The 24,619-nt window shown below is 70.4% G+C and carries 19 protein-coding genes and 8 pseudogenes; 12 read left to right on the top strand and 15 right to left on the bottom strand.

Annotated features, from left to right (window positions below; all coding sequences use genetic code 11):
• Positions 1 to 48: 48 nt before the first annotated feature.
• From tkt to pgl, 7 genes and pseudogenes are all read left to right on the top strand, one after another.
• A pseudogene (tkt, locus tag E2C04_RS08700) lies at positions 49 to 2,168 on the top strand (transketolase).
• Between the two features lie 59 nt (positions 2,169 to 2,227).
• Positions 2,228 to 3,352 (top strand): transaldolase, encoded by a 1,125-nt coding sequence (tal, locus tag E2C04_RS08695; protein WP_135832304.1) that lies wholly within the window; start codon positions 2,228 to 2,230, stop codon positions 3,350 to 3,352.
• Entirely contained in the window at positions 3,349 to 4,962 is a 1,614-nt protein-coding gene (locus tag E2C04_RS08690; protein ID WP_135832303.1) for a glucose-6-phosphate isomerase, read from the top strand. The genes tal and E2C04_RS08690 overlap by 4 nt, the downstream gene beginning before the upstream one ends.
• Positions 4,959 to 6,498 (top strand): annotated as a pseudogene (gene zwf, locus E2C04_RS08685) (glucose-6-phosphate dehydrogenase). The gene E2C04_RS08690 and the pseudogene zwf overlap by 4 nt, the downstream one beginning before the upstream one ends.
• Positions 6,495 to 7,088, top strand: coding sequence for a glucose-6-phosphate dehydrogenase assembly protein OpcA (locus E2C04_RS19645; RefSeq protein WP_338088830.1), 594 nt, complete (start codon positions 6,495 to 6,497; stop codon positions 7,086 to 7,088). The pseudogene zwf and the gene E2C04_RS19645 overlap by 4 nt, the downstream one beginning before the upstream one ends.
• Positions 7,046 to 7,408: an OpcA/G6PD domain-containing protein gene (locus E2C04_RS19640; protein ID WP_338088829.1), complete on the top strand. Its 363-nt coding sequence runs from the start codon at positions 7,046 to 7,048 to the stop codon at positions 7,406 to 7,408. Before E2C04_RS19645 ends, E2C04_RS19640 begins: the two co-directional genes overlap by 43 nt.
• Positions 7,405 to 8,124, top strand: a complete 720-nt coding sequence (pgl, locus tag E2C04_RS08675; protein WP_135832302.1) for a 6-phosphogluconolactonase — start codon at positions 7,405 to 7,407, stop codon at positions 8,122 to 8,124. The genes E2C04_RS19640 and pgl overlap by 4 nt, the downstream gene beginning before the upstream one ends.
• 70 nt (positions 8,125 to 8,194) lie before the next feature.
• On the opposite strand, the gene E2C04_RS08670 is transcribed toward pgl, so the two are convergent.
• From E2C04_RS08670 to uvrA, 14 genes and pseudogenes are all read right to left on the bottom strand, one after another.
• Entirely contained in the window at positions 8,195 to 8,554 is a 360-nt protein-coding gene (locus E2C04_RS08670; protein WP_135832301.1) for an RNA polymerase-binding protein RbpA, read from the bottom strand.
• A gap of 37 nt (positions 8,555 to 8,591) precedes the next feature.
• Positions 8,592 to 8,825, bottom strand: a complete 234-nt coding sequence (gene secG / locus E2C04_RS08665) for a preprotein translocase subunit SecG (RefSeq protein WP_202977944.1) — start codon at positions 8,823 to 8,825, stop codon at positions 8,592 to 8,594.
• Between the two features lie 29 nt (positions 8,826 to 8,854).
• Entirely contained in the window at positions 8,855 to 9,646 is a 792-nt protein-coding gene (gene tpiA, locus E2C04_RS08660; protein WP_135832299.1) for a triose-phosphate isomerase, read from the bottom strand.
• 38 nt (positions 9,647 to 9,684) lie between these two features.
• Complete coding sequence (locus tag E2C04_RS08655; RefSeq protein ID WP_135832298.1) at positions 9,685 to 10,884, bottom strand: phosphoglycerate kinase; 1,200 nt, start codon at positions 10,882 to 10,884, stop codon at positions 9,685 to 9,687.
• A gap of 29 nt (positions 10,885 to 10,913) precedes the next feature.
• The gene (gene gap, locus E2C04_RS08650; RefSeq protein ID WP_135832297.1) at positions 10,914 to 11,909 is read right to left on the bottom strand and encodes a type I glyceraldehyde-3-phosphate dehydrogenase; all 996 of its coding nucleotides are present in this window, start codon (positions 11,907 to 11,909) and stop codon (positions 10,914 to 10,916) included.
• A gap of 104 nt (positions 11,910 to 12,013) precedes the next feature.
• The gene (gene whiA / locus E2C04_RS08645; RefSeq protein ID WP_135832296.1) at positions 12,014 to 13,000 is read right to left on the bottom strand and encodes a DNA-binding protein WhiA; all 987 of its coding nucleotides are present in this window, start codon (positions 12,998 to 13,000) and stop codon (positions 12,014 to 12,016) included.
• 61 nt (positions 13,001 to 13,061) lie between these two features.
• Positions 13,062 to 14,047, bottom strand: a pseudogene (locus tag E2C04_RS08640) (gluconeogenesis factor YvcK family protein).
• A gap of 1 nt (position 14,048) precedes the next feature.
• Positions 14,049 to 14,414 (bottom strand): RapZ C-terminal domain-containing protein, encoded by a 366-nt coding sequence (locus tag E2C04_RS21395; RefSeq protein ID WP_420873104.1) that lies wholly within the window; start codon positions 14,412 to 14,414, stop codon positions 14,049 to 14,051.
• Between the two features lie 81 nt (positions 14,415 to 14,495).
• Positions 14,496 to 14,582: pseudogene (locus tag E2C04_RS21930) on the bottom strand (RNase adapter RapZ); the annotation flags it as partial.
• Between the two features lie 80 nt (positions 14,583 to 14,662).
• Positions 14,663 to 14,875: pseudogene (locus E2C04_RS21390) on the bottom strand (RNase adapter RapZ); the annotation flags it as partial.
• 38 nt (positions 14,876 to 14,913) lie between these two features.
• Positions 14,914 to 16,881 carry an excinuclease ABC subunit UvrC gene (gene uvrC, locus E2C04_RS08630; protein ID WP_135832295.1) on the bottom strand — a complete coding sequence of 656 codons (1,968 nt, stop codon included), beginning with the start codon at positions 16,879 to 16,881 and terminating at the stop codon, positions 14,914 to 14,916.
• 50 nt (positions 16,882 to 16,931) lie between these two features.
• Positions 16,932 to 17,348, bottom strand: coding sequence for a Rieske (2Fe-2S) protein (locus E2C04_RS08625; protein ID WP_135832294.1), 417 nt, complete (start codon positions 17,346 to 17,348; stop codon positions 16,932 to 16,934).
• Between the two features lie 72 nt (positions 17,349 to 17,420).
• A complete protein-coding gene (locus E2C04_RS08620; protein WP_135833729.1) occupies positions 17,421 to 17,852 on the bottom strand; it encodes a Rieske (2Fe-2S) protein in 432 nt (143 codons plus the stop codon).
• A gap of 93 nt (positions 17,853 to 17,945) precedes the next feature.
• Positions 17,946 to 20,762 (bottom strand): annotated as a pseudogene (uvrA, locus tag E2C04_RS08615) (excinuclease ABC subunit UvrA); the annotation flags it as partial.
• Between the two features lie 135 nt (positions 20,763 to 20,897).
• On the opposite strand from uvrA, the gene E2C04_RS08610 reads away from it, so the two are divergent.
• Positions 20,898 to 21,572, top strand: coding sequence for an MBL fold metallo-hydrolase (locus E2C04_RS08610; protein WP_135832293.1), 675 nt, complete (start codon positions 20,898 to 20,900; stop codon positions 21,570 to 21,572).
• Positions 21,573 to 21,575: 3 nt separating this feature from the next.
• Here the strand turns inward: E2C04_RS08610 and E2C04_RS08605 are convergent, their stop codons facing one another.
• Entirely contained in the window at positions 21,576 to 22,412 is an 837-nt protein-coding gene (locus E2C04_RS08605; RefSeq protein ID WP_135832292.1) for a hypothetical protein, read from the bottom strand.
• Positions 22,413 to 22,712: 300 nt separating this feature from the next.
• Between E2C04_RS08605 and trxA the strand changes: the two are divergent.
• From trxA to E2C04_RS19620, 4 genes and pseudogenes are all read left to right on the top strand, one after another.
• Positions 22,713 to 23,072: pseudogene (gene trxA / locus E2C04_RS19635) on the top strand (thioredoxin); the annotation flags it as partial.
• Positions 23,073 to 23,111: 39 nt separating this feature from the next.
• Positions 23,112 to 23,369 (top strand): rhodanese-like domain-containing protein, encoded by a 258-nt coding sequence (locus E2C04_RS19630; protein WP_229721651.1) that lies wholly within the window; start codon positions 23,112 to 23,114, stop codon positions 23,367 to 23,369.
• 33 nt (positions 23,370 to 23,402) lie between these two features.
• Complete coding sequence (locus E2C04_RS19625) at positions 23,403 to 23,948, top strand: hypothetical protein (RefSeq protein ID WP_238694484.1); 546 nt, start codon at positions 23,403 to 23,405, stop codon at positions 23,946 to 23,948.
• Positions 23,834 to 24,573, top strand: a pseudogene (locus E2C04_RS19620) (alpha/beta hydrolase fold domain-containing protein). Before E2C04_RS19625 ends, E2C04_RS19620 begins: the two are co-directional and overlap by 115 nt.
• Positions 24,574 to 24,619 lie beyond the last annotated feature (46 nt).

The following is a 24,619-nucleotide window of genomic DNA, read 5'->3' as shown; positions in this document are numbered from 1 at the left end:
TAGGCTCGGACTCGCCTGTTCTGCGCCCCCACCTCCGAGAGGAAGCACGTGACCACTCCCAGCAAGTCGTCCCCCGTTCTTGAGTGGACGGACCTTGATCGCCGCGCTGTGGACACCACTCGCCTCCTGGCGCTGGACGCCGTGCAGAAGGTCGGCAACGGCCACCCCGGCACCGCCTCGAGCCTCGCCCCGGTCGCCTACCTGCTCTTCCAGAAGGTCATGAAGCACGACCCGGCCGACCCGCACTGGATCGCCCGCGACCGCTTCGTCCTTTCCTGCGGCCACACGAGCATGACGCTCTACGCCCAGCTCTACCTGGCCGGCTTCGGCCTCGAGCTCGACGACATCAAGGCGCTGCGCACGTGGGGCTCCAAGACCCCCGGCCACCCGGAGTTCCGCCACACCACCGGCGTCGAGACCACCACCGGCCCGCTCGGCCAGGGTGTCGCCAACGCGGTCGGCATGGCGATGGCGGCGCGCCACCAGCGCGGACTGCTCGACCCCGACGCCCCTGTGGGCGAGTCCCTCTTCGACCACCACGTCTACTGCATCGCCTCCGACGGCGACCTGCAGGAGGGCGTCTCCTCCGAGGCCTCGTCGATCGCCGGGCACCAGCAGCTGGGCAACCTGACGCTGATCTACGACGACAACAAGATCTCCATCGAGGAGAACACCGACGTCGCCTTCACCGAGGACGTGGCCAAGCGCTACGAGGCCTACGGCTGGGACGTCCGCATCGTCGACTGGGCCGGTGACCGCAAGGGCGGCGACGCCTACGTCGAGGACGTCGACGAGCTCTACGCCACGATCCAGGCCGGCAAGGCCGTCACCGACAAGCCCACCCTGATCGTGCTCAAGACGATCATCGCCTGGCCCACGCCCAACGCGCAGGGCACCGGCGCCGCCCACGGCTCGGCGCTCGGCGTCGACGAGGTGCGCGCCACCAAGGAGCTGCTGGGCTTCGACCCGGAGCGGACCTTCGAGGTCCCCGAGGACGTCCTCGCGCACACCCGCCAGGCCCTGGCCCGGGGCAAGGAGGCCGGTGCGGCCTGGGACACGGCGTACGAGGAGTGGGCCGAGAAGAACCCCGAGCGTGCGGCGCTGCTCAAGCGGCTGCGTGCCGGAGCGCTGCCCGAGGGCTGGGACGCCGACCTCCCCGTCTACGCCGCCGACCCGAAGGGTGTCGCCACCCGCAAGGCCTCCGGCGAGGTCATCAACGCGCTGGCCGGGCCGCTGCCCGAGCTGTGGGGCGGCTCCGCCGACCTGGCCGAGTCGAAAACACCACGATCAAGGGTGCCGACTCGTTCATCCCCGCCGAGCACTCCACCGACCACTGGAAGGGCTCGCCCTACGGCCGCGTCCTCCACTTCGGCATCCGTGAGCACGCCATGGGCGCGATCATGAACGGCATCGCCCTCTACGGGAACTCCCGCATCTTCGGTGGCACGTTCCTGCAGTTCGCCGACTACATGCGTCCCTCGGTCCGCCTCGCCGCGCTGATGGAGGTCCCGGTCACCTACGTGTGGACCCACGACTCGATCGGACTGGGCGAGGACGGACCGACGCACCAGCCGATCGAGCACCTGGCCGCGCTGCGTGCGATCCCGGGCCTCGACGTCGTACGCCCCGCCGACGGCAACGAGACCGCCGCCGCGTGGAAGTCGCTGCTCGAGCGCCACCACCGCCCCACCGGCCTGTGCCTCACCCGCCAGAACGTGCCGACCTTCCCGCGTGGCGAGGACGGCTTCGCGTCGGCCGACGGCGTCGCCAAGGGCGGGTACGTCCTGCTCGAGGCCGAGGGCGGCGAGCCCGACGTCGTGCTGATCGGCACCGGCTCCGAGGTGCAGCTGGCCGTCGAGGCCCGCTCCGTCCTCGCCGAGCAGGGCATCCAGGCCCGCGTCGTCTCCCTGCCCTGCCGCGAGTGGTTCGACGAGCAGCCCCAGGCCTACCGCGACGAGGTCATCCCGCCGTACGTCAAGGCGCGGGTCTCCGTCGAGGCCGGCATCGCCCAGGGATGGCGCGAGGTCGTCGGCGACGCCGGGCGCATCGTTTCGGTCGAGCAGTACGGTGCAAGTGCGGACTACGCCCGCATCTTCACGGAGTACGGCATCACGACGGAGGCGGTCGTCACGGCCGCCCTCGACAGCATCGCCGCCGCGGGAGCCTGACCGGCACACCCGCAGCGCACACTCCGGCCCCGGCCACCAACACTCTTGGGAGGAACACCATGTCCGAACGTCTGAAGTCGCTGGCCGAGGCCGGAGTGTCGATCTGGCTCGACGACCTGTCACGCGAACGGCTCACCAGCGGGACGCTGGCCGGGCTGATCTCGGAGAAGTCCGTGGTCGGCGTGACCACCAACCCGTCGATCTTCGCCAACGCCCTGGCCAAGGGGCACGGCTACGACGACCACGTCGCCGAGCTCGCCGCGTCGGGGGCCGACGTGGAGGCCGCCGTGCACGCGCTCACCACCTCCGACGTCCGCGACGCCTGCGACCTCTTCGAGGCCACCTGGAAGGCGACGGACGGCGTCGACGGCCGCGTCTCCATCGAGGTCTCGCCCACGATCGCCCACGACACCGAGGGCACGGTCGCCGAGGCCCAGGAGCTGTGGAGGTCGGTCGACCGCCCCAACCTGCTGGTGAAGATCCCCGGCACCGAGGCGGGCCTGCCGGCGATCACCGAAACCCTCGGCGCCGGCATCAGCGTCAACGTCACGTTGATCTTCGGCATCCCCCGCTACCGCCAGGTGATGGAGGCCTACGTCGCCGGGCTCGAGCTCGCCGAGCGCAACGGCCACGACCTGTCGACGCTGCACTCCGTGGCTTCGTTCTTCGTCTCCCGCGTGGACACCGAGATCGACAAGCGCCTCGACGACCTCGGCGCCGACCCGGCGCTCAAGGGCCGCGCCGGCGTCGCGAATGCCCGGCTGGCGTACCAGGAGTTCGAGCGCTTCTTCACCGGCGAGCGGTGGGAGCGTTTGGCGGCGCTGGGCGCCCGTCGACAGCGTCCGCTGTGGGCGTCGACCGGCGTGAAGAACCCGGACTACCGCGACACCATGTACGTCACCGACCTCGCCGTCCCGGGCACCGTCAACACGATGCCGGAGGCGACGATGGAGGCGTTCGCCGACCACGGCGAGGTCGCCGGTGACCAGGTCACCGGAAACTATGACGACGCCGCGGTCGTGATGACCGAGGTCCGCGCCGCCGGGGTCGACGTCGACGACGTCATCGCCACGCTCGAGAGGGAGGGGGTCGACAAGTTCGTGGCGTCGTGGAACGAACTACTCGACACCGTGGGAGAGCAGCTCACCAAGGCTGGCCGGGCCGCGAAGACCGAGGGCGCATGAGCCCGGCCGGGCCGGTCCAGGTCGTCGCGGGCGACAGCGCCGCGTATGACGCCGCCATGCACGACCTCGTCCAGGACAAGGTCGCCAGCCGCCTCTTCGCCCGGGACCACACGCTGTGGGGTGCGGCAGCGGAGTCGGAGGCGGCCCAGCGACTCGGCTGGATCGACCTCCCGCGCACCTCGCGCGCGCTCCTGGAGTCGATCATCGAGCGCCGCGACACTCTTCGTGCCGAGGGCGTCGACCGCATCGTCCTGTGCGGGATGGGCGGTTCGTCGCTGGCCCCCGAGGTCATCTGCGCCGACGCCGGCGTCGAGCTCGTGGTGCTGGACTCGTCGCACCCCGACGCGGTGCGCGACGTCATCGACACCGACCTCGCGCGCACTGCCGTGGTGATCGCCTCGAAGTCCGGTGGCACCGTGGAGACCGACAGCCAGCGCCGCGCCTACGAGCAGGCCTTCGTCGAGGCCGACATCGACCCGGCCTCCCGGATGGTGGTGGTCACGGATCCCGACTCGCCCCTCGACGAGTTCGCCACCGGGCGAGGCTGGACCGTCTTCCGGGCGGACCCCGAGGTCGGCGGGCGCTACTCGGCGCTCTCCGCCTTCGGCCTGGTGCCCTCCGGCCTGGCCGGGGTGGAGCTACAGACGTTGCTGGACGACGCGAGCGCGCTCGTCCCTGCGCTCCAGGAGGACTCCCCCGCCAACCCGGCTCTCCAGCTGGGCGCCGTGATGGCGGTCGCTGCGCGTCAGGGCGTCGACAAGATGGTGCTGGGCGACACGCGTGAGCCCTCGGTGGGCTTCGCGGCATGGGTCGAGCAACTGGTGGCGGAGTCCACCGGCAAGAACGGCACCGGCATCCTTCCGATCGACGTGGGCTCGACCACCGCACCCAACTTCACCCCCGCCAGCCAGGACACGGTCCTGGTGAGCTGTGGCCCGGCGAGCGACCTGCCCGACGCGCCGTCCGGGTGGTCGGCCCACGTCGACGCAGCGATGGGCGCCCAGATGCTGGTGTGGGAGGTGGCCACCGCCGTGGCCGGTCGACTGCTCGGCATCAACCCCTTCGACCAGCCCGACGTCGAGAGCGCCAAGGCGGCTGCCCGCGAGATGCTCGACGGCAGCACCGAGACCTGGGCGCCGGACTTCGTCGACGGTGACGTCCAGGTCTTCACCGCCGGCGACTGGCTCCCCGACGGCATCTCCACGGTGGCGGAGGCGGTCCGGGCGCTGCTCGCTCGCCTCGACCAGAAGAGCGGCTACCTGGCGGTCCAGGCCTACCTCGACCGTGACCGCGACGAGGTGGTGACGGGACTGCGTACGGCGCTGGCCGAGCGCACTTCACGCCCGGTCAGCTTCGGCTGGGCACCGCGCTTCCTGCACTCCACCGGGCAGTACCACAAGGGTGGACCGGCCCAGGGGGTCTTCCTCCAGGTCACCGGCGCCCAGACCCAGGACCTTGCAGTGCCCGACCGGCCCTTCACCTTCGGTGAGTTCATCGAGGCCCAGGCGGCGGGCGACGCCCACGTGCTGGGCTCACGCGGACGTCCGGTGCTGCGGCTGCACGTCGGACGGCCGGAGGCGCTCGCGGCCCTGCGGGAGGACGTGGGATGAGCGCCCGAGGCAGTCGCCCCTACACGAATCCGCTGCGCGATCTGCGCGACCGTCGACTGCCTCGGATCGCGGGGCCGTGCAGCATGGTCATCTTCGGCGTCACCGGGGACCTCTCGCGCAAGAAGGTCATGCCGGCCATCTACGACCTGGCCAACCGTGGCCTGCTCCCGCCCGGCTTCAGCCTGGTGGGCTTCGCCCGCCGCGACTGGGAGGACCAGGACTTCGCCTCGATCGTGCGCGACGCGGTGAAGCAGTACTCACGCACCGAGTTCCACGACGAGGTGTGGGACCAGCTCAGCGCCGGCTTCCGTTTCGTCTCGGGCGACTTCGACGACGACGAGGCCTTCGACCTGCTGCGGACGACGCTGTCGGACCTCGACGACGAGCGCGGCACCGGCGGCAACCACGCCTTCTACCTGGCGATCCCACCGGGCCTCTTCGGCAACGTCGTGAACCAGCTCAAGGAGCACGGCCTGGTCAACGGCGGCGACGACGCCTGGCGGCGGGTCGTCGTGGAGAAGCCCTTCGGCCACGACCAGGAGTCGGCCCGGGCCCTCAACCAGGTGCTGGCCGACGTGTTCCCGTCGGGGTCGGTCTTCCGCATCGACCACTACCTGGGCAAGGAGACGGTGCAGAACATCATGGCGCTGCGCTTCGCCAACGCCCTCTTCGAACCGCTGTGGAACGCCCTCTACGTCGACCACGTCCAGATCACCATGGCCGAGGACATCGGCATCGGCGGACGCGCCGGCTACTACGACGGCATCGGTGCCGCCCGCGACGTCATCCAGAACCACCTGCTCCAGCTGATGGCCCTGGTGGCCATGGAGGAGCCCACCACCTTCGAGGCGGGGGCGCTGCACCGCGAGAAGCTGAAGCTCCTCGCCTCAGCCACCCTCGCCACGCCCCTCTCCCGCACCACGGCGCGCGGTCAGTACGTCCGTGGCTGGGCGGGCGGCGTCGAGGTCGAGGGATTCCTGGAGGAGGAGGGGATCGGCCCGGACTCCCGCACCGAGACCTACGCGGCCATCACCCTGAACGTCGCCAACCGGCGGTGGGCGGGCGTGCCGTTCTACCTGCGCACCGGGAAGCGGCTGGGGCGTCGCGTCACCGAGGTCGCCGTCGTCTTCAAGCGTGGCGCCCACCTGCCCTTCAGCGACCACGCCACCGAGGACTTCACCCAGAACGCCCTGGTGATCCGCGTCCAGCCCGACGAGGGCATGACGGTGCGCTTCGGGTCCAAGGTCCCCGGCACCGCGATGGAGATCCGGGACGTCTCGATGGACTTCGCCTACGGCGAGTCCTTCACCGAGTCCCCCCGAGGCGTACGAACGCCTCATTCTCGACGTCCTGCTCGGTGACCCCCCGCTCTTCCCGCGCCACGAGGAGGTCGAGCTCTCCTGGCAGATCCTCGACCCGGTGCTGGAGCACTGGGAGGCCAGCGGGCATCCGGACGAGTACGAGGCCGGGACGTGGGGGCCGACCTCCTCCGACGAGGTCCTGGCACGCAACGGGCACACCTGGAGGCGACCGTGAAGAAGCTCGAGGAGACCAACGCGGCCGCGATCGCCGCCGAGTTCCTGCGGGCCCGTCGCAAGGCGGGGAGCCCCGCCATGGGCATGGTGCTCACGCTCGTCGTGGTGGCCCCCGAGGACGAGGCCGAGGAGGCCATGGACGTGGCGCGTGCCGCGGCGCACGACCACCCGGCGCGCATCCTCGGGGTGGTCCTGGGGGACGGCCGCGGACGGGCGCACATCGAGGCTGAGGTGGGCACCGGCGCGGGCCACCCGGGCGAGACCGCCCTGATCCGCCTGCGCGGCGCCGTGGTCAAGCACGCCGAGTCGGTGGTCCTGCCCCTGCTGCTGCCGGACTCACCGGTCGTCGTGTGGTGGTGGGGTGACGTCGGCCCCGACGACCCGTCGTCCGACCCACTCGGCCGCCTGGCGACCCGGCGGATCACCGACCTCGGCACGGAGGCCAGCCCCGGTCGAAGGCTGCACAGCGCCGCTACGCGCACTACGCCCCGGGTGACACGGACTTCGCCTGGACCCGACTCACGCTCTGGCGGGCCACGCTGGCAGCGGTGCTCGACCAGCATCCCGCCAAGGTCACCGCCGTCCGGGTGAGCTCGGAGCGCGGTCATCCCAGTGCGGCCCTGCTGCGGGCGTGGCTCTCGCACTGCCTCAAGCTCGACGTCGAGCTCGTCGCCAGCGAGGGGCCGGCCGTCACCGAGGTGATGCTCGAGACCGTGCAGGGACCGATCACCATCTCCCGCCCGGACGGCCGTGAGGCCAGCCTGGCCACGCCGGGCCGGCCCGAGCGGCCCGTCTCCTTGCGCATCCGTGAGCTGCCCGAGCTGCTCTCCGAGGAGCTGCAGCACCTGGACGCCGACGAGATCTACGAGCTGACGATCCAGAAGCTGCTCGACCTGGAGGGGGCCTCATGACCGACCGCATCCACGCAGACGTCGACGCCCTGGTGGCCGACGCCGCCTCCTGGTTCCTGGGCCGTCTCGCGGCCGCCCAGGCTGCTGGCCGGGTCCCGCACGTCGTGCTCACGGGCGGCAGCATCGCCGCGCCCTTCCATCGTGAGGTGGCCCGCGCGGCCGCCGGCAGCGGGGTCGACCTCACCCGCGTGGAGTGGTGGTGGGGCGACGAGCGCTTCGTGCCAGCCGACTCCCCCGAACGCAACTGCCGCTCCGGGCTCGACGACCTGCTCCACGTCGTGGGGGCCCCGGCCGAGCGGGTGCACGTCGCAGCCGCCAGTGACGCGGTCGAGACGGTGGAGGAGTCCGCACGGCGCTACCAGCAACAGCTGAGGGCCTCGGGCGTGCGCGAGTTCGAGGTGGCCCTCTTCGGGCTGGGCCCTGACGGGCACGTCGCCAGCCTCTTCCCGCACCACCCGGCCGCGGCGATCCGCGACGCCCTGGTGGTTCCGGTGCACGACTCCCCCAAGCCGCCGCCCCAGCGCGTGAGCCTCACCTACGAGGCCTTCGCCGCCACCCGGGCCGTCGCCTTCCTCGCTGCTGGAGAGGGCAAGGCCGAAGCCGTGGCCGCGGCCCACGGCGAGGGAACGTGGGAGGAGTGCCCGGCCCGCGGCGTACGAGGTCAGGACGAGACCGTGTGGTTTCTCGACGCGGCAGCTGCCAGCGCCCTGCAGTAGGGCGGGCAGCCGGTGGACGACCACGGGCCGCGAGCGGAGTCAGAGACTCCGACGCGGCCCTTGTCGTTGCTCAGAAGATGATCTCGCCGGACTTGCGGCGGGAGCGCAGGAGCTGGATCGCCTCCTGCAGGATGTCCTCGGCCTCGGTGTCGGAACGACGCTCCTTCACGTAGGCGAGGTGCGTCTTGTACGGCTCGATCCGCGGCGCCGGCGGCGGGTTGAGCTCGTCCATGCTGGCCGGGAGCCCGCACTTGGGGCAGTCCCATGACTCCGGGACGACCGCCTCCCTGGCGAAGGCCAGGACCGACTGGTGTTGCTGTGAGCAGTGGAAGGTCACCTGCTTGCGCGGCGCTGCCTCCCCACGCTCGGCCTCTCCCATCGGCCCAGCGCCTACCCTGCTGCCTCGAATCGCGTTTCCTGCACCTGCCACTTCAGACCCTCCCCAGAGTGAAATGCGACTGTGAAACTCAGCTGTACGCCGTCAGCAACCCCAGGCCGATGACGGTGGCGAACCAGAGCACGCCCATGGCGACCGTGAAGCGGTCGAGGTTCTTCTCCGCGACCGACGAACCCCCCAGGGAGCTCGACGTGCCGCCACCGAACATGTCGGACAGACCGCCGCCACGTCCCTTGTGGAGCAGCACCAGCATGATCAGCATCAGGCTCGTGAGAACGAGCAGAACTTGAAGAACGATTTCCACGGCAGGAACCTTACGTCAAAAGGGGGAGGTCAGAGCACCGGCATGTCGTAGAAGCGGCAGATTCCCCCAAATTCGTCAGCCTGCAGGCTGGCGCCGCCCACGAGGGCTCCGTCCACGTCGGCCTTGTCCATGATGCCGGCCACGTTCGACGCCTTGACCGAGCCGCCGTACAGCACGCGTACGCCGTCGGCCGCCGCGTCACCGTGCAGCTCACGGATGCGCGCGCGGATGGCACCGCAGACCTCCTGCGCGTCGTCGGGGGTGGCCACCTCGCCGGTACCGATCGCCCAGACGGGCTCGTAGGCCACGACCAGGTCGGCGACCTGCTCGGCGGTGAAGCCAGCCAGGGATCCCTCGACCTGGGCCAGGGTGTAGGCCACCTGCTCGCCCGCCCTGCGGACGTCGAGGCCCTCCCCGACGCAGACGATCGGGACCATGCCGTGCTCGACGGCCTTGTGCGCCTTGGCGTTGACCACCGCGTCGGTCTCGGCGTGGTACTCGCGCCGCTCGGAGTGCCCGACCACGACGTAGGAGCAGCCCAGCTTGGCCAGCATCGACGCGGAGACCTCACCGGTGTAGGCGCCCGAGTCGTGGACCGAGACGTCCTGCGCGCCGTACTTGACCTTGAGACGGTCACCGTCGACGAGCGTCTGGACCGAGCGCAGGTCGGTGAAGGGCGGGATCACCACCACCTCGGCCTTGGCGTGGTCGTGCTTCTTGTCGTCGAGCGTCCAGGCGAGCTTCTGGACCAGGACCACCGCCTCCTGGTGGTTCAGGTTCATCTTCCAGTTGCCGGCCATCAGGGGCGTGCGCGAAGCCATGGGGTGTCTACCTCTGCGAAGTGGTGGGTGGGAGCGCGTCAGCGCTCGAGGACGGCGATGCCGGGCAGTTCCTTGCCCTCGAGGTACTCGAGGCTGGCGCCGCCGCCGGTGGAGATGTGGCCGAAGGCCGACTCGTCGAAGCCCAGGGCGCGGACCGCGGCGGCCGAGTCGCCACCGCCGACGACCGAGAGGCCCGGGACTGCGGTCAGCGCGGCGGCGACCGCTCGTGTGCCCTCGGCGAAGGCGGGGACCTCGAAGACGCCCATCGGGCCGTTCCAGAAGACCGTACGCGCGTCGGCGAGCGCCGCGGCGAAGGCGGCCCCCGACTCGGGGCCGATGTCCAGGCCGAGCGCGTCAGCGGGAATCTCCGAGGCCGGCACCACCTGCGGCGAGGGGACGACGCCGCCGGCCGGGAACTGGGTGTCCACCACGATGTCGGTGGGCAGGACGATCTCGACCCCCTTGTCGGCCGCTGCCTGCAGGTAGGCACGACAGGTGTCGAGCTGGTCGGTCTCGAGCAGGCTCTTGCCGACCTCGTGGCCCTGGGCGGCGAGGAAGGTGAAGACCATGCCACCGCCGATCAGCAGCTTGTCCGCCTTGGAGAGCAGGTTGTCGATCACCGCGAGCTTGTCCGACACCTTCGAGCCGCCGAGGACGACGACGTACGGACGCTCGGGGTCGACGGTGAGGCGGCGCAGGACGTCGATCTCCGTCTTGACGAGACCACCCATCGCGCTGGGCAGGCGCAGGGCCACGTCGTAGACGCTGGCCTGCTTGCGGTGGACGACGCCGAAGCCGTCGGAGACGAAGGCGTCGGCGAGCTGGGCGAGCTGGTCGGCGAAGGAGCCGCGCACGGCGTCGTCCTTGCTCGTCTCGCCCTCGTTGAAGCGGACGTTCTCCAGCAGCGCGACGTCACCGTCACCGAGGCCGGAGACGACCTGCTGGGCCGACTCCCCCACCGTGTCGGTGGCGAACGCCACAGGGTGACCGAGGAGCTCACCGAGGCGCCCGGCGACGGGAGCGAGGCTGTACTTGGGGTCCGGCTCACCCTTCGGGCGACCGAGGTGGGCGGTCACGATGACCCGCGCCCCCGCCTCGGCCAGGCCCTTGATGGTCGGGACGCTCGCGCGGATCCGGCCGTCGTCGGTGATGGTGGTGCCGTCCAGGGGCACGTTCAGGTCGGAGCGGACCAGGACGCGCTTGCCTCGCAGGTCGCCGAGCGACTCGATGCTGCTCATGTGTCAGTGATCTCCGTGTCGGTCGGTCGTCAGAGCGAGGCGCCGACGTAGTCGATCAGGTCGACCAGGCGGTTGGAGTAGCCCCACTCGTTGTCGTACCAGCCGGCCACCTTCACCTGGTTGCCGATGACCTTGGTCAGCGGAGCGTCGAAGATGCAGGACGCCGAGTCCGTGACGATGTCCGAGGAGACGATCGGGTCCGTCGAGTACTTGAGGATCTTGCCGTCGGCCGCGTTCTTGATGATCTCGTTGACCTCCTCGACGGTGGTCTCGCGCGACGCCTCGAAGGAGAGGTCGGTGAGCGAGCCGGTCGGGGTCGGGACGCGCAGGGCGTAGCCGTCGAGCTTGCCCTTGAGCTCCGGAAGCACGAGGCCGATGGCCTTGGCGGCTCCGGTGGATGTCGGGACGATGTTCAGGGCGGCGGCGCGGGCGCGACGCATGTCCTTGTGGATGTTGTCCTGGAGGTTCTGGTCGGCGGTGTAGGCGTGCACCGTCGTCATCAGACCCTTCTCGATGCCGAGGGCGTCGTTGAGCGCCTTCGCCATCGGGCCGAGGCAGTTGGTGGTGCAGGAGGCGTTGGAGATGACGTGGTGCTTGTCGGCCTCGTACAGCTCGTGGTTCACGCCCATCACGATGGTGATGTCCTCGTTGGAGGCGGGAGCGGAGATGATGACCTTCTTGGCGCCGGCGTCGATGTGGGCCTTGGCCTTGGTCGCGTCGGTGAAGAAGCCGGTGGACTCGACGACGACGTCGACGCCCAGGTCGCCCCACGTGAGGTCGGCCGGGTTGCGCTCGGCGAAGGCAGCGATCTTCTGCTCACCCACGATGATGTGGGTGTCGGTCGCCGACACGTCGGCGTCGAGGCGACCGAGGATCGAGTCGTACTTGAGAAGGTGCGCGAGCACCTTGTTGTCCGTCAGGTCGTTGACACCAACGATCTCGATGTCGGCACCCGAGGCCTGGACGGCACGGAAGAAGTTACGGCCGATACGGCCGAAGCCGTTGATTCCCACACGAACAGTCACAGTCACTCCTGATTGGCGATGATCGAACAGCAGTCCGACTTTATCGCGCCTCGGCGACGTGCCCGCACCCGCGGCCCTGTTTGGACCGCGACCGTGGGGGTGGCTCAGCCGTCCTCGGCCAACATGTCGGGCGTGAGCGACGCCTCGGTGTCGGGAATCCCGAGCTCCTCGGCACGCTTGTCGGCCATCGCGAGCAGACGACGGATGCGGCCGGCGATCGCGTCCTTGGTCAGGACCGGGTCGTGGAGCTGGCCCAGCTCCTCCAGGGAGGCCTGCTTGTGCTCGAGCCGCAGGGCGCCGGCCAGTTTGAGGTGGTCGGGGACCTCGTCGGCGAGGATCTCCAGGGCCCGCTCGACGCGCGCGCCTGCGGCCACCGCGGCACGGGCGGAGCGACGCAGGTTGGCGTCGTCGAAGTTGGCCAGGCGGTTGGCGGTCGCGCGCACCTCGCGGCGCATCCGTCGCTCCTCCCAGGCCAGCAGGGTCTCGTGGGCCCCCAGCCGGGTGAGCAGCGCGCCGATCGCGTCGCCGTCGCGGATCACCACGCGGTCGACGCCGCGCACCTCACGTGCCTTGGACTGGATGCCGAGACGACGGGCCACGCCGACCAGGGCCAGCGCTGCCTCCGGGCCGGGGCAGGTGACCTCGAGGGCGGACGACCGGCCGGGCTCGGTGAGCGAGCCGTGGGCGAGGAACGCGCCACGCCAGGCCGCGACCGCGTCGCAGCCGCCGCCGGAGACGACAGCCGGGGGCAGGCCGCGTACGGGACGACCGCGGCCGTCGAGCAGGCCGGTCTGGCGCGCCAGTGCCTCACCGTCGCGTACGACGCGGACGATGTAGCGGGTGCCCTTGCGGATGCCGTTGCCCTGCACCATCGCCACCTCGGACTGGTGGCCGTAGATCTCGGCGATGTCCTTCCGCAGGCGGCGGGCGGCGGCACCGGTGTCGACCTCGGCCTCCACCACGATGCGGCCGGAGACGATGTGGAGCCCGCCGGCGAAGCGCAGCAGCGTGGCCACCTCGGCCTTGCGGCAACAGGTCTTGGTGATCTGGGTGTTGGCGAGCTCTGCCTTGACCTGTGCCGTCATTGCCATGGGCGGCATCCTGCCACGCATCGCCCGAGGGCGTGGAGTTCGTGCGAAGCCACGGCGGAGCTCATGCCGACATCAGCGCGCGCAGCGTCGCGGCCAACCGGGAGGGATCGTGGTGCGCCTCACCGGGGCTGGCGACGTCGGCCAGCACCAGCTGGGCTCCCACGGCACCGACGGCGCCGGCCAGTGCGTCGGTGTCGGGCACGCTGCCGCGGTCCGCGACGACGGCGTGCAGCGCCAGGTCGGGGGCGTGGCGCATCAGGGCGGCCAGGTGCTCGACGGGGCCGTAGCCGGCGGTCTCGCCCTCCTGGGCCACCAGGTTGAGCAGCAGCACCACCTTGGCCGGGGTGCGGGTCAGGGCCTCGCGCAGGCCCGGCACCATCAGGTGCGGGATCACCGAGGTGAACCACGAGCCCGGCCCGAGCAGGACCCACTCCGCCTCCTCGATGGCCTGCACGGCCTCGCTGCAGGCGTCCGGCCCTCGGGGTCGAGAGCGACCTGGACGATCTCCCCTGGCGTGGTCGCGACCTCCTTCTGGCCACGCACCGTGGTGGTGACGCCGTCGGAGGAGTGCGGGTCGCGGACCTCCGCCGTGATGTCCATCGGGGTGGTCGCCATGGGCAGCACGCGACCGCGCGCCCCGAGCAGCGTCCCGGCCCAGTCGAGCGCCCGGACGTGGTCGCCCATCAGCTCCCACAGACCGACCAGGACGAGGTTGCCGATGGCGTGCCCCTGCATCTCGCCCTCGCCACCGAAACGGTGCTGGAAGAGCTCGGCCCAGGTGCGGCCCCACTCGTCCTCGCCGCACAGCGCCGACAGCGCCATCCGGAGGTCACCGGGGGGCAGGACGCCGAACTCCTGGCGCAGCCGGCCCGACGAACCTCCGTTGTCGGCCACCGTCACCACGGCGGTGATCCGGTCGACGTCCAGGGAGTCGTGCAGCATCCGCAGCGCGCTCAACGACGCGTGCAGGCCGTGGCCTCCCCCGAGCGCCACGACGGACTGGGAGTGGACGGAGCGGGGCTGGGAGGTCAGGGGTGGGACGCCCATCTCACTCCCGTCCGAGGTCGCGGTGGGTGGTGCGGACGTCGAGCCCGCCCTCGGAGAGGCGCTGGGCGATGGCCTCGGACATGGCCACGCTGCGGTGCTTGCCCCCGGTGCACCCGACGGCCACCGTCATGAAGCGCTTGCCCTCCTCGAGGTAGCCGCGTGCCACAAGCTGCAGCACGGGGATGTACCCCTCGAGGAACGCGCCGGCGCCCGGCTGTGCCTTGACGTAGTCGGCGACGTCGACGTCCTGGCCCGTTCGGGCACGCAGCTCGGGCACCCAGTGCGGGTTGGGCAGGAAGCGCATGTCCGCCACGAAGTCGGCGTCCACGGGGATGCCGTACTTGAAGCCGAAGCTGATCACGGTCACCTTGAGCTGCAGCGACTCCGCCGACCCGAAGTGGTTCGCGATCCGCTTGGTGAGCTGGTGGACGTTGAGGCCCGTGGTGTCGATGAGGAGGTCGGCACGGCCACGCGTCGTCTCCAGCACCTTCCGCTCCCGTGCCAGCCCGTCGAGCAGACGCCCGGAGCCCTGCAACGGGTGCGGGCGGCGGGCGGCTCCTGACGGCGTACGAGGGCGTCGTCGGAGGCGTCGAGGTAGAGCAGCGTCGTGGGTCGGCCGGTGCTCCGCTCGTAGCGCTGGGTCGCGAGGGTGTCGAAGAAGGCGCCGGAGCGCACGTCGACCACGATCGCGATCGGCTGGGAGGTCCCCCGCTCGGCGTCGACCATGCTGACCACGTCGGGCACCAGCGTGGGCGGCAGGTTGTCGACCACGAAGTAGCCCAGGTCCTCGAGCTCCTTGGCGGCGGTGCTGCGTCCGGCGCCGGTCATGCCCGTGATGATGACCAGCTCACCCGGTTCGATGCTCATCAGTGCTCCTCGATCTCTCCGGTGGCCGTGTTGATGCGCGGCCCAGTCTGTCGTGCGCCGTCCTGCTGCGTGAGTGCTTCCTTGATGGCGGCGGCCGTCTGCGGGCCGATGCCGGGCACCATCGCGATCTCCTCGACGGCCGCGAGACGCAGCTTCTTGAGCGAGCCGAAGTGCCGGAGCAGGGCCTTGCGCCGGATCTCCCCCAGGCCCGGTACGTCGTCGAGCAGGCTCTCGACCATCGTGCGCGAGCGGCGTCCCCGGTGGTGCGCGATCGCGAAGCGGTGGGCCTCGTCGCGGATCCGCTGGAGCAGGTAGAGCCCCTCGCTGGTGCGGGGCAGGATGACCGGGTCCTCGTCGCCGGGGAGCCACACCTCCTCGAGCCGCTTGGCCAGGCCGCAGACCGGGATGTCGCCCAGGCCCAGCTGCTCCAGCGCGTCGGCTGCCGCCGCGACCTGGGGCGGGCCACCGTCGACGACCACCAGGGCCGGGGTGTAGGCGAACTTGCGCGGTCGACCGGTGTCCGGGTCGACCAGCATCGGGCCGGCGTCCGTGGAGACCTCGGCCGACTTCGAGCGCTCCTCGAGCAGTCGTCGGAAGCGTCGGGTGATGACCTCGTGCATCGAGGCGACGTCGTTCTGTCCCTCCACGTCCTTGATCACGAACCGGCGGTACTCGCCCTTGCGGGCCAGCCCGTCCTCGAAGACGACCATGGAGGCGACGACCTCGGTCCCCTGGAGGTTGGAGACGTCGAAGCACTCGATGCGCAGCGGCACCTCGCCCAGGTCGAGGGCCTCCTGGATCTCCTCCAGGGCGCGGTTGCGCGTCGTCAGGTCGCTGGCGCGCTTCGTCTTGTGCAGGGCCAGGCCCTGGACGGCGTTGCGGGCCACCGTCTCCTGCAGCACCTTCTTGTCGCCTCGTTGCGGCACCCGGATCCGGACCTTGGAGCCGCGCAGCGAGGAGAGCAGGTCCTCGAGCGTCGCCACGTCGGCGGGCAGCTCGGGCACCAGCACCTCGCGCGGGATGGCGTCGGGGTCGTCGGCGTACAGCTGGAGCAGGAACTCCTCGACGAGCTCGGGGGTGCCGCCCTCGTCCATGCGGTCGGCCACCCAGCCGCGCTGGCCTCGGATGCGACCCCCGCGCACGTGGAAGACCTGGACCGCGACCTCCAGCGGATCCTCCGCCAGCGCCACCACGTCGGCGTCGGTGCCGTCGGCCAGCACGACCACCTGCTTCTCCAGGGCCCGGCGCAGGGCACCGAGGTCGTCGCGCAGGCGGGCGGCCTTCTCGAACTCCATGGCCTCGGAGGCGGCGTACATCTCCTTCTCGACGCGCTTCACGAAGGCGTCGGTGTTGCCGGCCATGAAGTCGCAGAGGTCGTTGACGATGGCGCGGTGGTCCTCGGCGCTGATCTTGCCCACGCAGGGCGCGGCGCACTTGTCGATGTAGCCGAGCAGGCACGGACGACCGATCTGGGCCGAACGGTTGAAGACACCCTTGGTGCAGGAGCGCATCGGGAAGACCCGCAGCAGCTGGTCGACGGTCTCGCGGATCGCCCACGCGTGGCCGTAGGGACCGAAGTAGCGGGTGCCCTTCTTCTTCGCGCCGCGCCCGACCATGACGCGGGGGAACTCCTCCCCGACCGTGACGGCCAGCCACGGGTAGGACTTGTCGTCGCGGTACTTGACGTTGAAGCGGGGGTCGAACTCCTTGATCCAGGAGTACTCGAGCTGGAGCGCCTCCACCTCGGTGCGGACCACGGTCCACTCGACGCTGGCGCCGGTGGTCACCATCGACGCCGTGCGAGGGTGCAGCCCGGAGATGTCCTGGAAGTACGACGACAGGCGTGAACGCAGGTTCTTCGCCTTGCCGACGTAGATCACCCGTCCGTGGACGTCACGGAAGCGGTAGACCCCTGGCTGGGTCGGGATCGACCCGGGAGCGGGACGGTACGACGCGGGGCTCGGCACGCCTCCAGCCTACGGAGTGCGGACGAGCCGGGACGGAGCACCCGCCGGCATCACGCGGTGACGATCCGGCCGTTCTCGACCTTGATCGCCACGGGGTCGAGCGGAGCCTTGGCCGGGCCGGCGAGACGGGCCCCGGTGGCGAGGTCGAACTTGCTGCCGTGGCAGCGGCACGGGATGTGTCCCTCGTCGGACGAGCCGACGAAGCAGCCCTTGTGGGAGCACTCGGCGTTGAACGCCTTGAACTCACCCTCGACGGGCTGGGAGACCACCGTGCCGAAGCGCGCGAAGACCTGGCAGCCCCCGACGGGGACGTCGGTGGTGGGGGCCACGTCGGTGCCCGGCCGGGGCGGGTCCTGCTGGTGGAGCTGGGGGTCGGCCGACGGGTCGGCACACGAGGCAACGACGGGGGCCATCGCGACGCCGGCACCTGCGGCGAGCACACGACGACGAGTGGGGGGCTGGGTCACGCATCCTCCTGACTAACTGTCTCCAGCATAGGGAGGCAGTGGTCGGCGCAGCGGTCGGGCCCAGCCGGCCGGTCAGGCGTTCGTGGTGGTGACCACACCGTCCTTGACCTCGACGGCGACCTCCTCGAGCGGGACCTCCGCCGGACCCTTGATCACCGATCCGTCGGTCAACGAGAAGCGGCTGCCGTGGCAGGTGCACGGGATCTCGCCGTCGCTGGACGACGAGACCTCGCACCCCTGGTGGGTGCACAGTGAGCTGAACGCCTTGAACTGACCCTCGCTGGGCTGGGTGACGACCAGCTTCAGCGCCGAGACGACCGCGCAGCCGCCCACGGGCACGTCGGACGTCTTCAGCAGCTCGGTGTCGGCCTTCGGCGGCTCGGGCGCCGTCACCGGCTCGTCCTCGCCGCAACCGGCGACCATCGGGACCGCCGCGGCCGTGGCGCCCGACGCCAGGACGCTGCGACGCGACAGGAGGTGGGAAGAGGGACGGTTGTTGCTCATGGTGCCTCCGGGTTCACTTCTTCGCGCTGGCGGTCGACTTCTTCCTCTTCGGCCGGGCCGCCACCTGGGCAGCCCGACCCTCGAGCAGCGGCGGAGGAAACGGCCCGTGTGGCTCTCCGGGTTGCTCGCGACCTCCTCTGGCGTGCCCTCGGCGACCACAGGCCACCGCGCGAGCCACCCTCGGGCCCCATGTCGACGAGCCAGTCGGCCGTCTTGATGACGTCGAGGTTGTGCTCGATCACCAGCACCGTGTTGCCTGGTCGACGAGCGGCCAGCACCAGGAGAAGCTTGCGGATGTCCTCGAAGTGCAGCCCGTGGTGGGCTCGTCGAGCACGTAGAGGGTGCGCCCGGTCGAGCGTTTCTGCAGCTCGCTGGCGAGCTTGACGCGCTGCGCCTCACCACCCGACAGCGTCGTCGCCGGCTGTCCCAGACGGACGTAGCCGAGACCGACCTCGGTGAGCGTCTTCATGTGCCGGGAGATCGCCGGGACGGCGGCGAAGAACTCCGCCGCCTCCTCGATCGGCATGTCGAGGACCTCGGCGATGGTCTTGCCCTTGTAGTGCACCTCGAGCGTCTCGCGGTTGTAGCGCGCGCCGCGGCATACCTCGCACGGGACGTAGACGTCCGGCAGGAAGTTCATCTCGATCTTGATCGTGCCGTCGCCGTGGCACGCCTCGCAGCGCCCGCCCTTGACGTTGAAGGAGAAGCGACCCGGCATGTAGCCACGGACCTTGGCCTCGGGCGTCTGGGCGAACAGCTTGCGCACGTGGTCGAAGACGCCGGTGTACGTCGCCGGGTTGCTGCGCGGGGTACGACCGATGGGCGACTGGTCGACGTGGATGACCTTGTCGACCTCGTCGACGCCCGTGATCGTCCGGTGCCGTCCGGGGACGGTACGGGCGTTGTAAATCTGCTTCGCCAGAGACGTGTAGAGGATGTCGTTGACCAGGGTCGACTTGCCCGATCCCGAGACGCCCGTGACGGCCACGAACATCCCCAGCGGGAAGGTGACGTCGACGTTGCGGAGGTTGTTCTCCTTGGCGCCCTTCACCACCAGCTCGCGGCCCGGGGTCCTCGGGCGGCGCAGCTCCGGCACCGGGATCTCGCGGCGACCGGAGAGGTACTGCCCGGTCATGGAGTCGGGGTGCGACAGGAGGTCGTCGACGGTCCCGGAGTGCACGACCTGGCCGCCGTGCTCGCCCGCCGCGGGGCCGATGTCGACGACCCAGTCGGCGGTGCGGATCGTGTCCTCGTCGTGCTCGACGACGATCAGGGTGTTGCCGAGCTCCTTGAGCCGGACGAGCGTCTCGATCAGGCGTGCGTTGTCGCGCTGGTGCAGGCCGATGGAGGGCTCGTCGAGGACGTACAGGACGCCCACGAGCCCGGCGCCGATCTGGGTGGCCAGCCGGATGCGCTGCGCCTCGCCGCCCGACAGCGAGCCGCTGGGCCGGTCGAGCGACAGGTAGTCGAGGCCGACGTCGAGGAGGAAGCGCAGGCGCTCCTGGATCTCCTTGAGGACGCGCTCGGCGATCTGCTTCTCGCGCGGCGAGAGCTCGAGCTGGGCGAGGAAGTCAGCGGTCTCGTTGAGCGGCTTGGCGCAGAGCTCGGCGATGGAGATCCCGCCGAGGGTCACCGACATGGAGATCGGCTTGAGCCGGCTGCCCTGGCAGGCGGGGCAGGGCACCTCGCGCATGAAGCCCTCGAACCGCTCGCGCGTGGTGTCGGACTCGGCGTCGTTGTGTCGCCGCTCGATGTACTGGCTGACGCCCTCGAACTCGGCGTAGTAGGAGCGCTGACGCCCGTAGCGGTTGCGCGTGACCACGTGCACCTTGGTGGCGTGGCCGTCGAGGATCGCCTTGCGGGCCTTGACCGGCAGCTTCTCCCAGGGGGTGTTCAGGTCGAACCCGAGCTCCTCCCCCAGCGCGCCCATGAGCCGCAGGAAGTAGTCGGCGACGTGCGCGCCGCTCCACGGCTGGACCGCACCCTCGCCCAGCGTCGCCTCGGGGTTGGGGACGACCAGCTCGGGGTCCATCTCCATCCGGGTGCCGATGCCGTGGCAGGTGGTGCAGGCGCCGAAGGGCGAGTTGAACGAGAACGAGCGAGGCTGGAGGTCGTCGGACTCGATGGGGTGCTCGTTGGGGCAGGCCATCCGCTCCGAGAAGGTGAGCTCACGCCCCTCGGCCCCGGCCTCCAGGTCGACGAAGTCGAAGACCACCAGGCCGTCGGCCAGCCCGAGGGCAGTCTCGACCGAGTCGGTCAGCCGCTGCTTCGAGGAGGGCTTCACCGCCAGACGGTCGACGACGACCTCGATGGTGTGCTTCTTCTGCTTGTTGAGCGTGGGCGGCGGTCGAGGCTGTACGTCTCCCCGTCGACCCGCGCACGGCTGAAGCCCTGCGTCTGCAAGGACGAGAAGAGCTCGACGTACTCCCCCTTGCGTCCCCGGATGACGGGGGCGAGCACCTGGAAGCGTCGACCTTCCTCCAGTGCCAGGATCCGGTCGACGATCTGCTGCGGCGTCTGCCGCTCGATCGGGGCACCGCAGGTCGGGCAGTGCGGACGCCCCGCACGGGCGTACAGCAGGCGGAGGTAGTCGTAGACCTCGGTGATCGTACCCACGGTGGAGCGGGGGTTCTTGGAGGTGGACTTCTGGTCGATCGAGACCGCGGGCGACAGCCCCTCGATGAAGTCGACGTCAGGTTTGTCCATCTGCCCCAGGAACTGGCGCGCGTAGGCCGAGAGCGACTCCACGTAGCGTCGCTGGCCCTCGGCGAAGATCGTGTCGAACGCGAGCGAGGACTTGCCCGACCCGGACATGCCCGTGAAGACGATGAGGGAGTCCCGAGGGAGGTCGAGCGAGACGTCCTTGAGGTTGTGCTCCCGGGCACCGCGGATGATGAGTTGGTCAGTCACGAGCGTCCTTGAGGTGTGGGTCGCGACGTTCGTTCGAACGCATGTTCGCCATCCTAGAGGCTCGGACAACCCCGGACGGTGGCACTCCCACTCTTCCACACCGACCCATGGCAGCGTGTCGGGCAGGATGGGCCCATGACGTCCTACACCGGAGACGTCTCCCCCGGCGGAGACCCCCAGACCCTCACGCTGTCGACCTTGACCGTCACCAAGGTGGCGGTGGACGACAAGATGTCGAACAACTGCTACGTGCTGCGCTGCAACGAGACGGGCGAGCAGCTGCTCGTCGACGCCGCCGACGCGCCGGAGGTCCTGCTCCCCCTAATCGGGGACGCCGGCCTCGCTGCCGTCGTGACCACGCACCAGCACTGGGACCACCACCGCGCCCTCGCCGCCGTGGTCGAGGCGACCGGTGCCGAGGTCTTCGCGGGCGCCCCGGACGCCGACGCCATCACCGAGCAGACGGGGGTCGCCGTGGCGCGTCGCCTGGAGCACGGCGACGTGGTCCGGGTGGGACGTGTCGACCTGGACGTCATCGCCGTCGCCGGCCACACCCCGGGGTCGGTGTGCCTGGTGCACCACGACCCCGGGGGCTCCCCTCACGTCTTCACCGGGGACACCCTCTTCCCCGGTGGTGTGGGAGCCACCTTCGGCAACGAGGAGGCCTTCGAGCAGCTCATCGACCAGGTCGAGGAGCGCATCTTCGGCACGCTGCCCGACGAGACACGGTTCCACCCGGGGCACGGGAAGGACGGCGTGCTCGGGCAGGAGCGTGAGCACCTGCCCGAGTGGCGCGCCCGCAAGTGGTGAACCTCAGCAGCTCATCGCCCTGAAGGTCAGGTTGGAGATGAAGATGCCCTGGAGGCCGTAGCTGCTCAGCGAGCCGCTCTGGTCGTTCCAGAAGGTGACGAGGACCGTGCTGACCGGGGCGAGGCCCGAGTAGTCGACCGCCACGTTGCCGGAACCCACACCGGGGTCGTACCCGGTGTTGTCGGAGTTGTTGCGCCACGGGTCTGACGCGGTGCCGGCGCCCCGGAGGGCCGTGGCGCGGACGCCGCTGGCGCCTCCACTCACGCTGACGCGGTCCCGGTACTGCCCCGAGGTGCTGTCGATGTCAGTGATCGTGAACCGGAGGTTCTTGACCGGGCGGCTGAACTCCAGCTTGAGGACCTGGGCGTGACCGGCGCGGGTGGCCGCGTTGTTGCCGAGGCTGTTGTTGGTGGTCAGGTCCTGCAGCAGCGTGAGGCCACGGGCCTGCAGCCCACCGACGTTGAACGGTGACACGCGCATGTTCGCGGCCCCGTCGCTCGCCAACCTGCCGCGCATGCGGTTGCCGGTGAAGCTGTTCGAGGCGGTGACCGTCAGCGGCGTGATGGCGGCGACCTCCGCCGGCGTCAGCGACTGGTTGGGCACGCGGGTGGCCGGGGCCGAGCCCTTGCCCACGCCGTACAGGGAGCTGGAGGACGTCGGCACGAAGGAGTAGCCGCTGGCCTGCCAGGAGAACGTGTAGTCGATCTCCCGGCAGCTCGAGGTTGGCGGGGGGACGACGCCGGAGCCGGCGAAGGCGGGGGACGCGGAGCTGACCATGATGGCGGGGACGGCCCAGGCGGATGCGGTCAGGAGACCGCGACGAGACGTGGTGATGGACATGCTTGACCCTCGAGTGGGCGCACGACGGCAGCGCGCAGTGCGCACACAGGTGCGAGATGAAGAAACTGCCCCCGGGTGCTGAAGCCGCGGGCCAGCGACTGTGGTCGCTGCATAGATGTAAAGGCATCGCGGCGACCGCAGATTCTGATTTCCGGGCCGTTCCCCAATTCGGAGTATGAACGGGGTAGACCATCACTAGACCATGTGATATAGCCTACTCAGCCGTTCGTCGGCGTGGCGACTGGCGCCGGGCCGGTTCCGTTTGAACGGCAGCCGGGAGCACCTTGTAACGTGCGGTGCATGACGACCAAGGCGCTCACCGCTTCCACCTTCGAATCGACCGTCACCGGCGAGGGCATCGTGCTCGTCGACTTCTGGGCAGACTGGTGCGGTCCGTGCAAGCAGTTCGCCCCGGTCTTCGAGGCGGCCTCGGAGCAGCACCCCGACATCGTCTTCGGCAAGGTCGACACCGAGGCCGAGCGTGAGCTGGCGGCCATGGCGCAGATCTCCTCGATCCCCACGATCATGGCCTTCCGTGACGGCATCCTCGTCTTCTCCCAGCCGGGCGCCCTGCCCGCCGCCGCGCTCGACGAGCTGATCGCTGGCGTACGCGCCATCGACATGGACGAGGCCCGCCGCCAGATCGCCGCCGCCGAGTCCGGCGAGATCGACCTCGACGCCTTCGCGGCCGAGCACGCGATGGGTGCCTTCGTCCTCGACGTCCGGGAGGACGACGAGTACGCGGCCGGGCACGTCCCCGGAGCCGTGCACATCCCGATGGGTCAGGTCGGCGAGCGCATCGACGAGCTGCCCGAGGGCCCGCTCCTGGTGATCTGCCGCAGTGGCAACCGCAGCCGCCAGGTCTGCGAGTTCCTGCGCTCGCAGGGTCGTCAGGCGATCAACGTTTCCGACGGCACCATGGGATGGGCCGACCGCGGCTGGCCGCTGGAGTCCTGACCCGTCTGGTGACGGTTGGCTAGCATCGGCGCCGTGGGTTACCTCGTACGCCAGACGCTCGTCGCCGCGCTCACCGCCAACGCTCTTCGCCCCTCCCGGTCCTTTCGTGGAGGGGCGTTGTCCTTCCTCGCCGGCTTCCTGACCGTGGAGCTGGCGCCGCAGATCCTTGCGGCCAACTCGGTCGACACCGCAGTCCATCTGCTGCGGCGCCGTCGGTCGTGGCCCGGCCTCGCCCTGGCGGCGTTCTCGACGGCTGGCCTGGCCCGGGAGATCGCCCTGAGCCGCAGCAGTCCGCAGGGACTGAACACCGCCGTGGGCACCCTCGGTGAGCTGGAGGGCCTCGAGCCGATCGCGGCGCGCGACGCCGAGCGTACGCTCGCCCGTCGGGTCAACCCGCTCCCGCGCCGCGACCCGCGGGTCCGGGTGGTGCGCGACGTCCGCTACTCCCCGCCGGGCGGCGAGGCCTGCTCGACCTCTACCTGCCGACCGATCCTCCTGCGTCTCATGCCCCGGTCCTGCTCCAGGTCCACGGTGGCGGGTGGACCATCGGCGCGAAGGAGAACCAAGGGGTGCCGCTGATGCAGCACATGGCCTCCCTCGGCTGGGTCTGCGTGGCGATCAACTACCGCCTCGCCCCCGCGCCCCCTTCCCGGCCCAGATCATCGACGTCAAGAGGGCGATCGCCTGGATCAAGGAGCACGTCGCGGAGTACGGCGGCGACCCCGACTACGTCGTCGTGACCGGCGGCTCCGCGGGCGGACACCTCGCCTCCCTCGCTGCGCTCACGCCCAACGCTCCCGAGTTCCAGCCCGGCTTCGAGGACGCGGACACGAGCGTCCAGGCGGCGGCACCGATCTACGGCGTCTACGACTTCGCCGGCGCCACCGGGTTGCGCAGTGCGATCGCGATGCGTGACCGGTTCCTCGGGCCACGGGTCCTTCTGCGCTCCTACGACGCCGAGCCTGAGCTCTTCGAGGCAGGCTCCCCCATCCTGCGGATCAACGACTGTGCCCCCGACTTCTTCGTGGTCCACGGCGCCGCCGACTCACTGGTCGACGTGGGTCAGGCGCGGCTCTTCGTCGAGGCGCTGAAGCGACGGTCCAGGGCCCACGTCGTGTACGCCGAGGCGGGCGCCAGCACGCCTTCGACCTCTTCAACACCACCCGCACGTCGCACATGGTGCGGGCCCTCGCCAACTACCTGACCTGGCACCGGCGTCGGCACGTGGCGGGACCCGACTCCGTGCCCGA

It is taken from the genome of Nocardioides daphniae, assembly GCF_004777465.1.
GTDB lineage: Bacteria > Actinomycetota > Actinomycetes > Propionibacteriales > Nocardioidaceae > Nocardioides > Nocardioides daphniae.
This window is presented reverse-complemented; position numbering and strand designations above follow the sequence as displayed.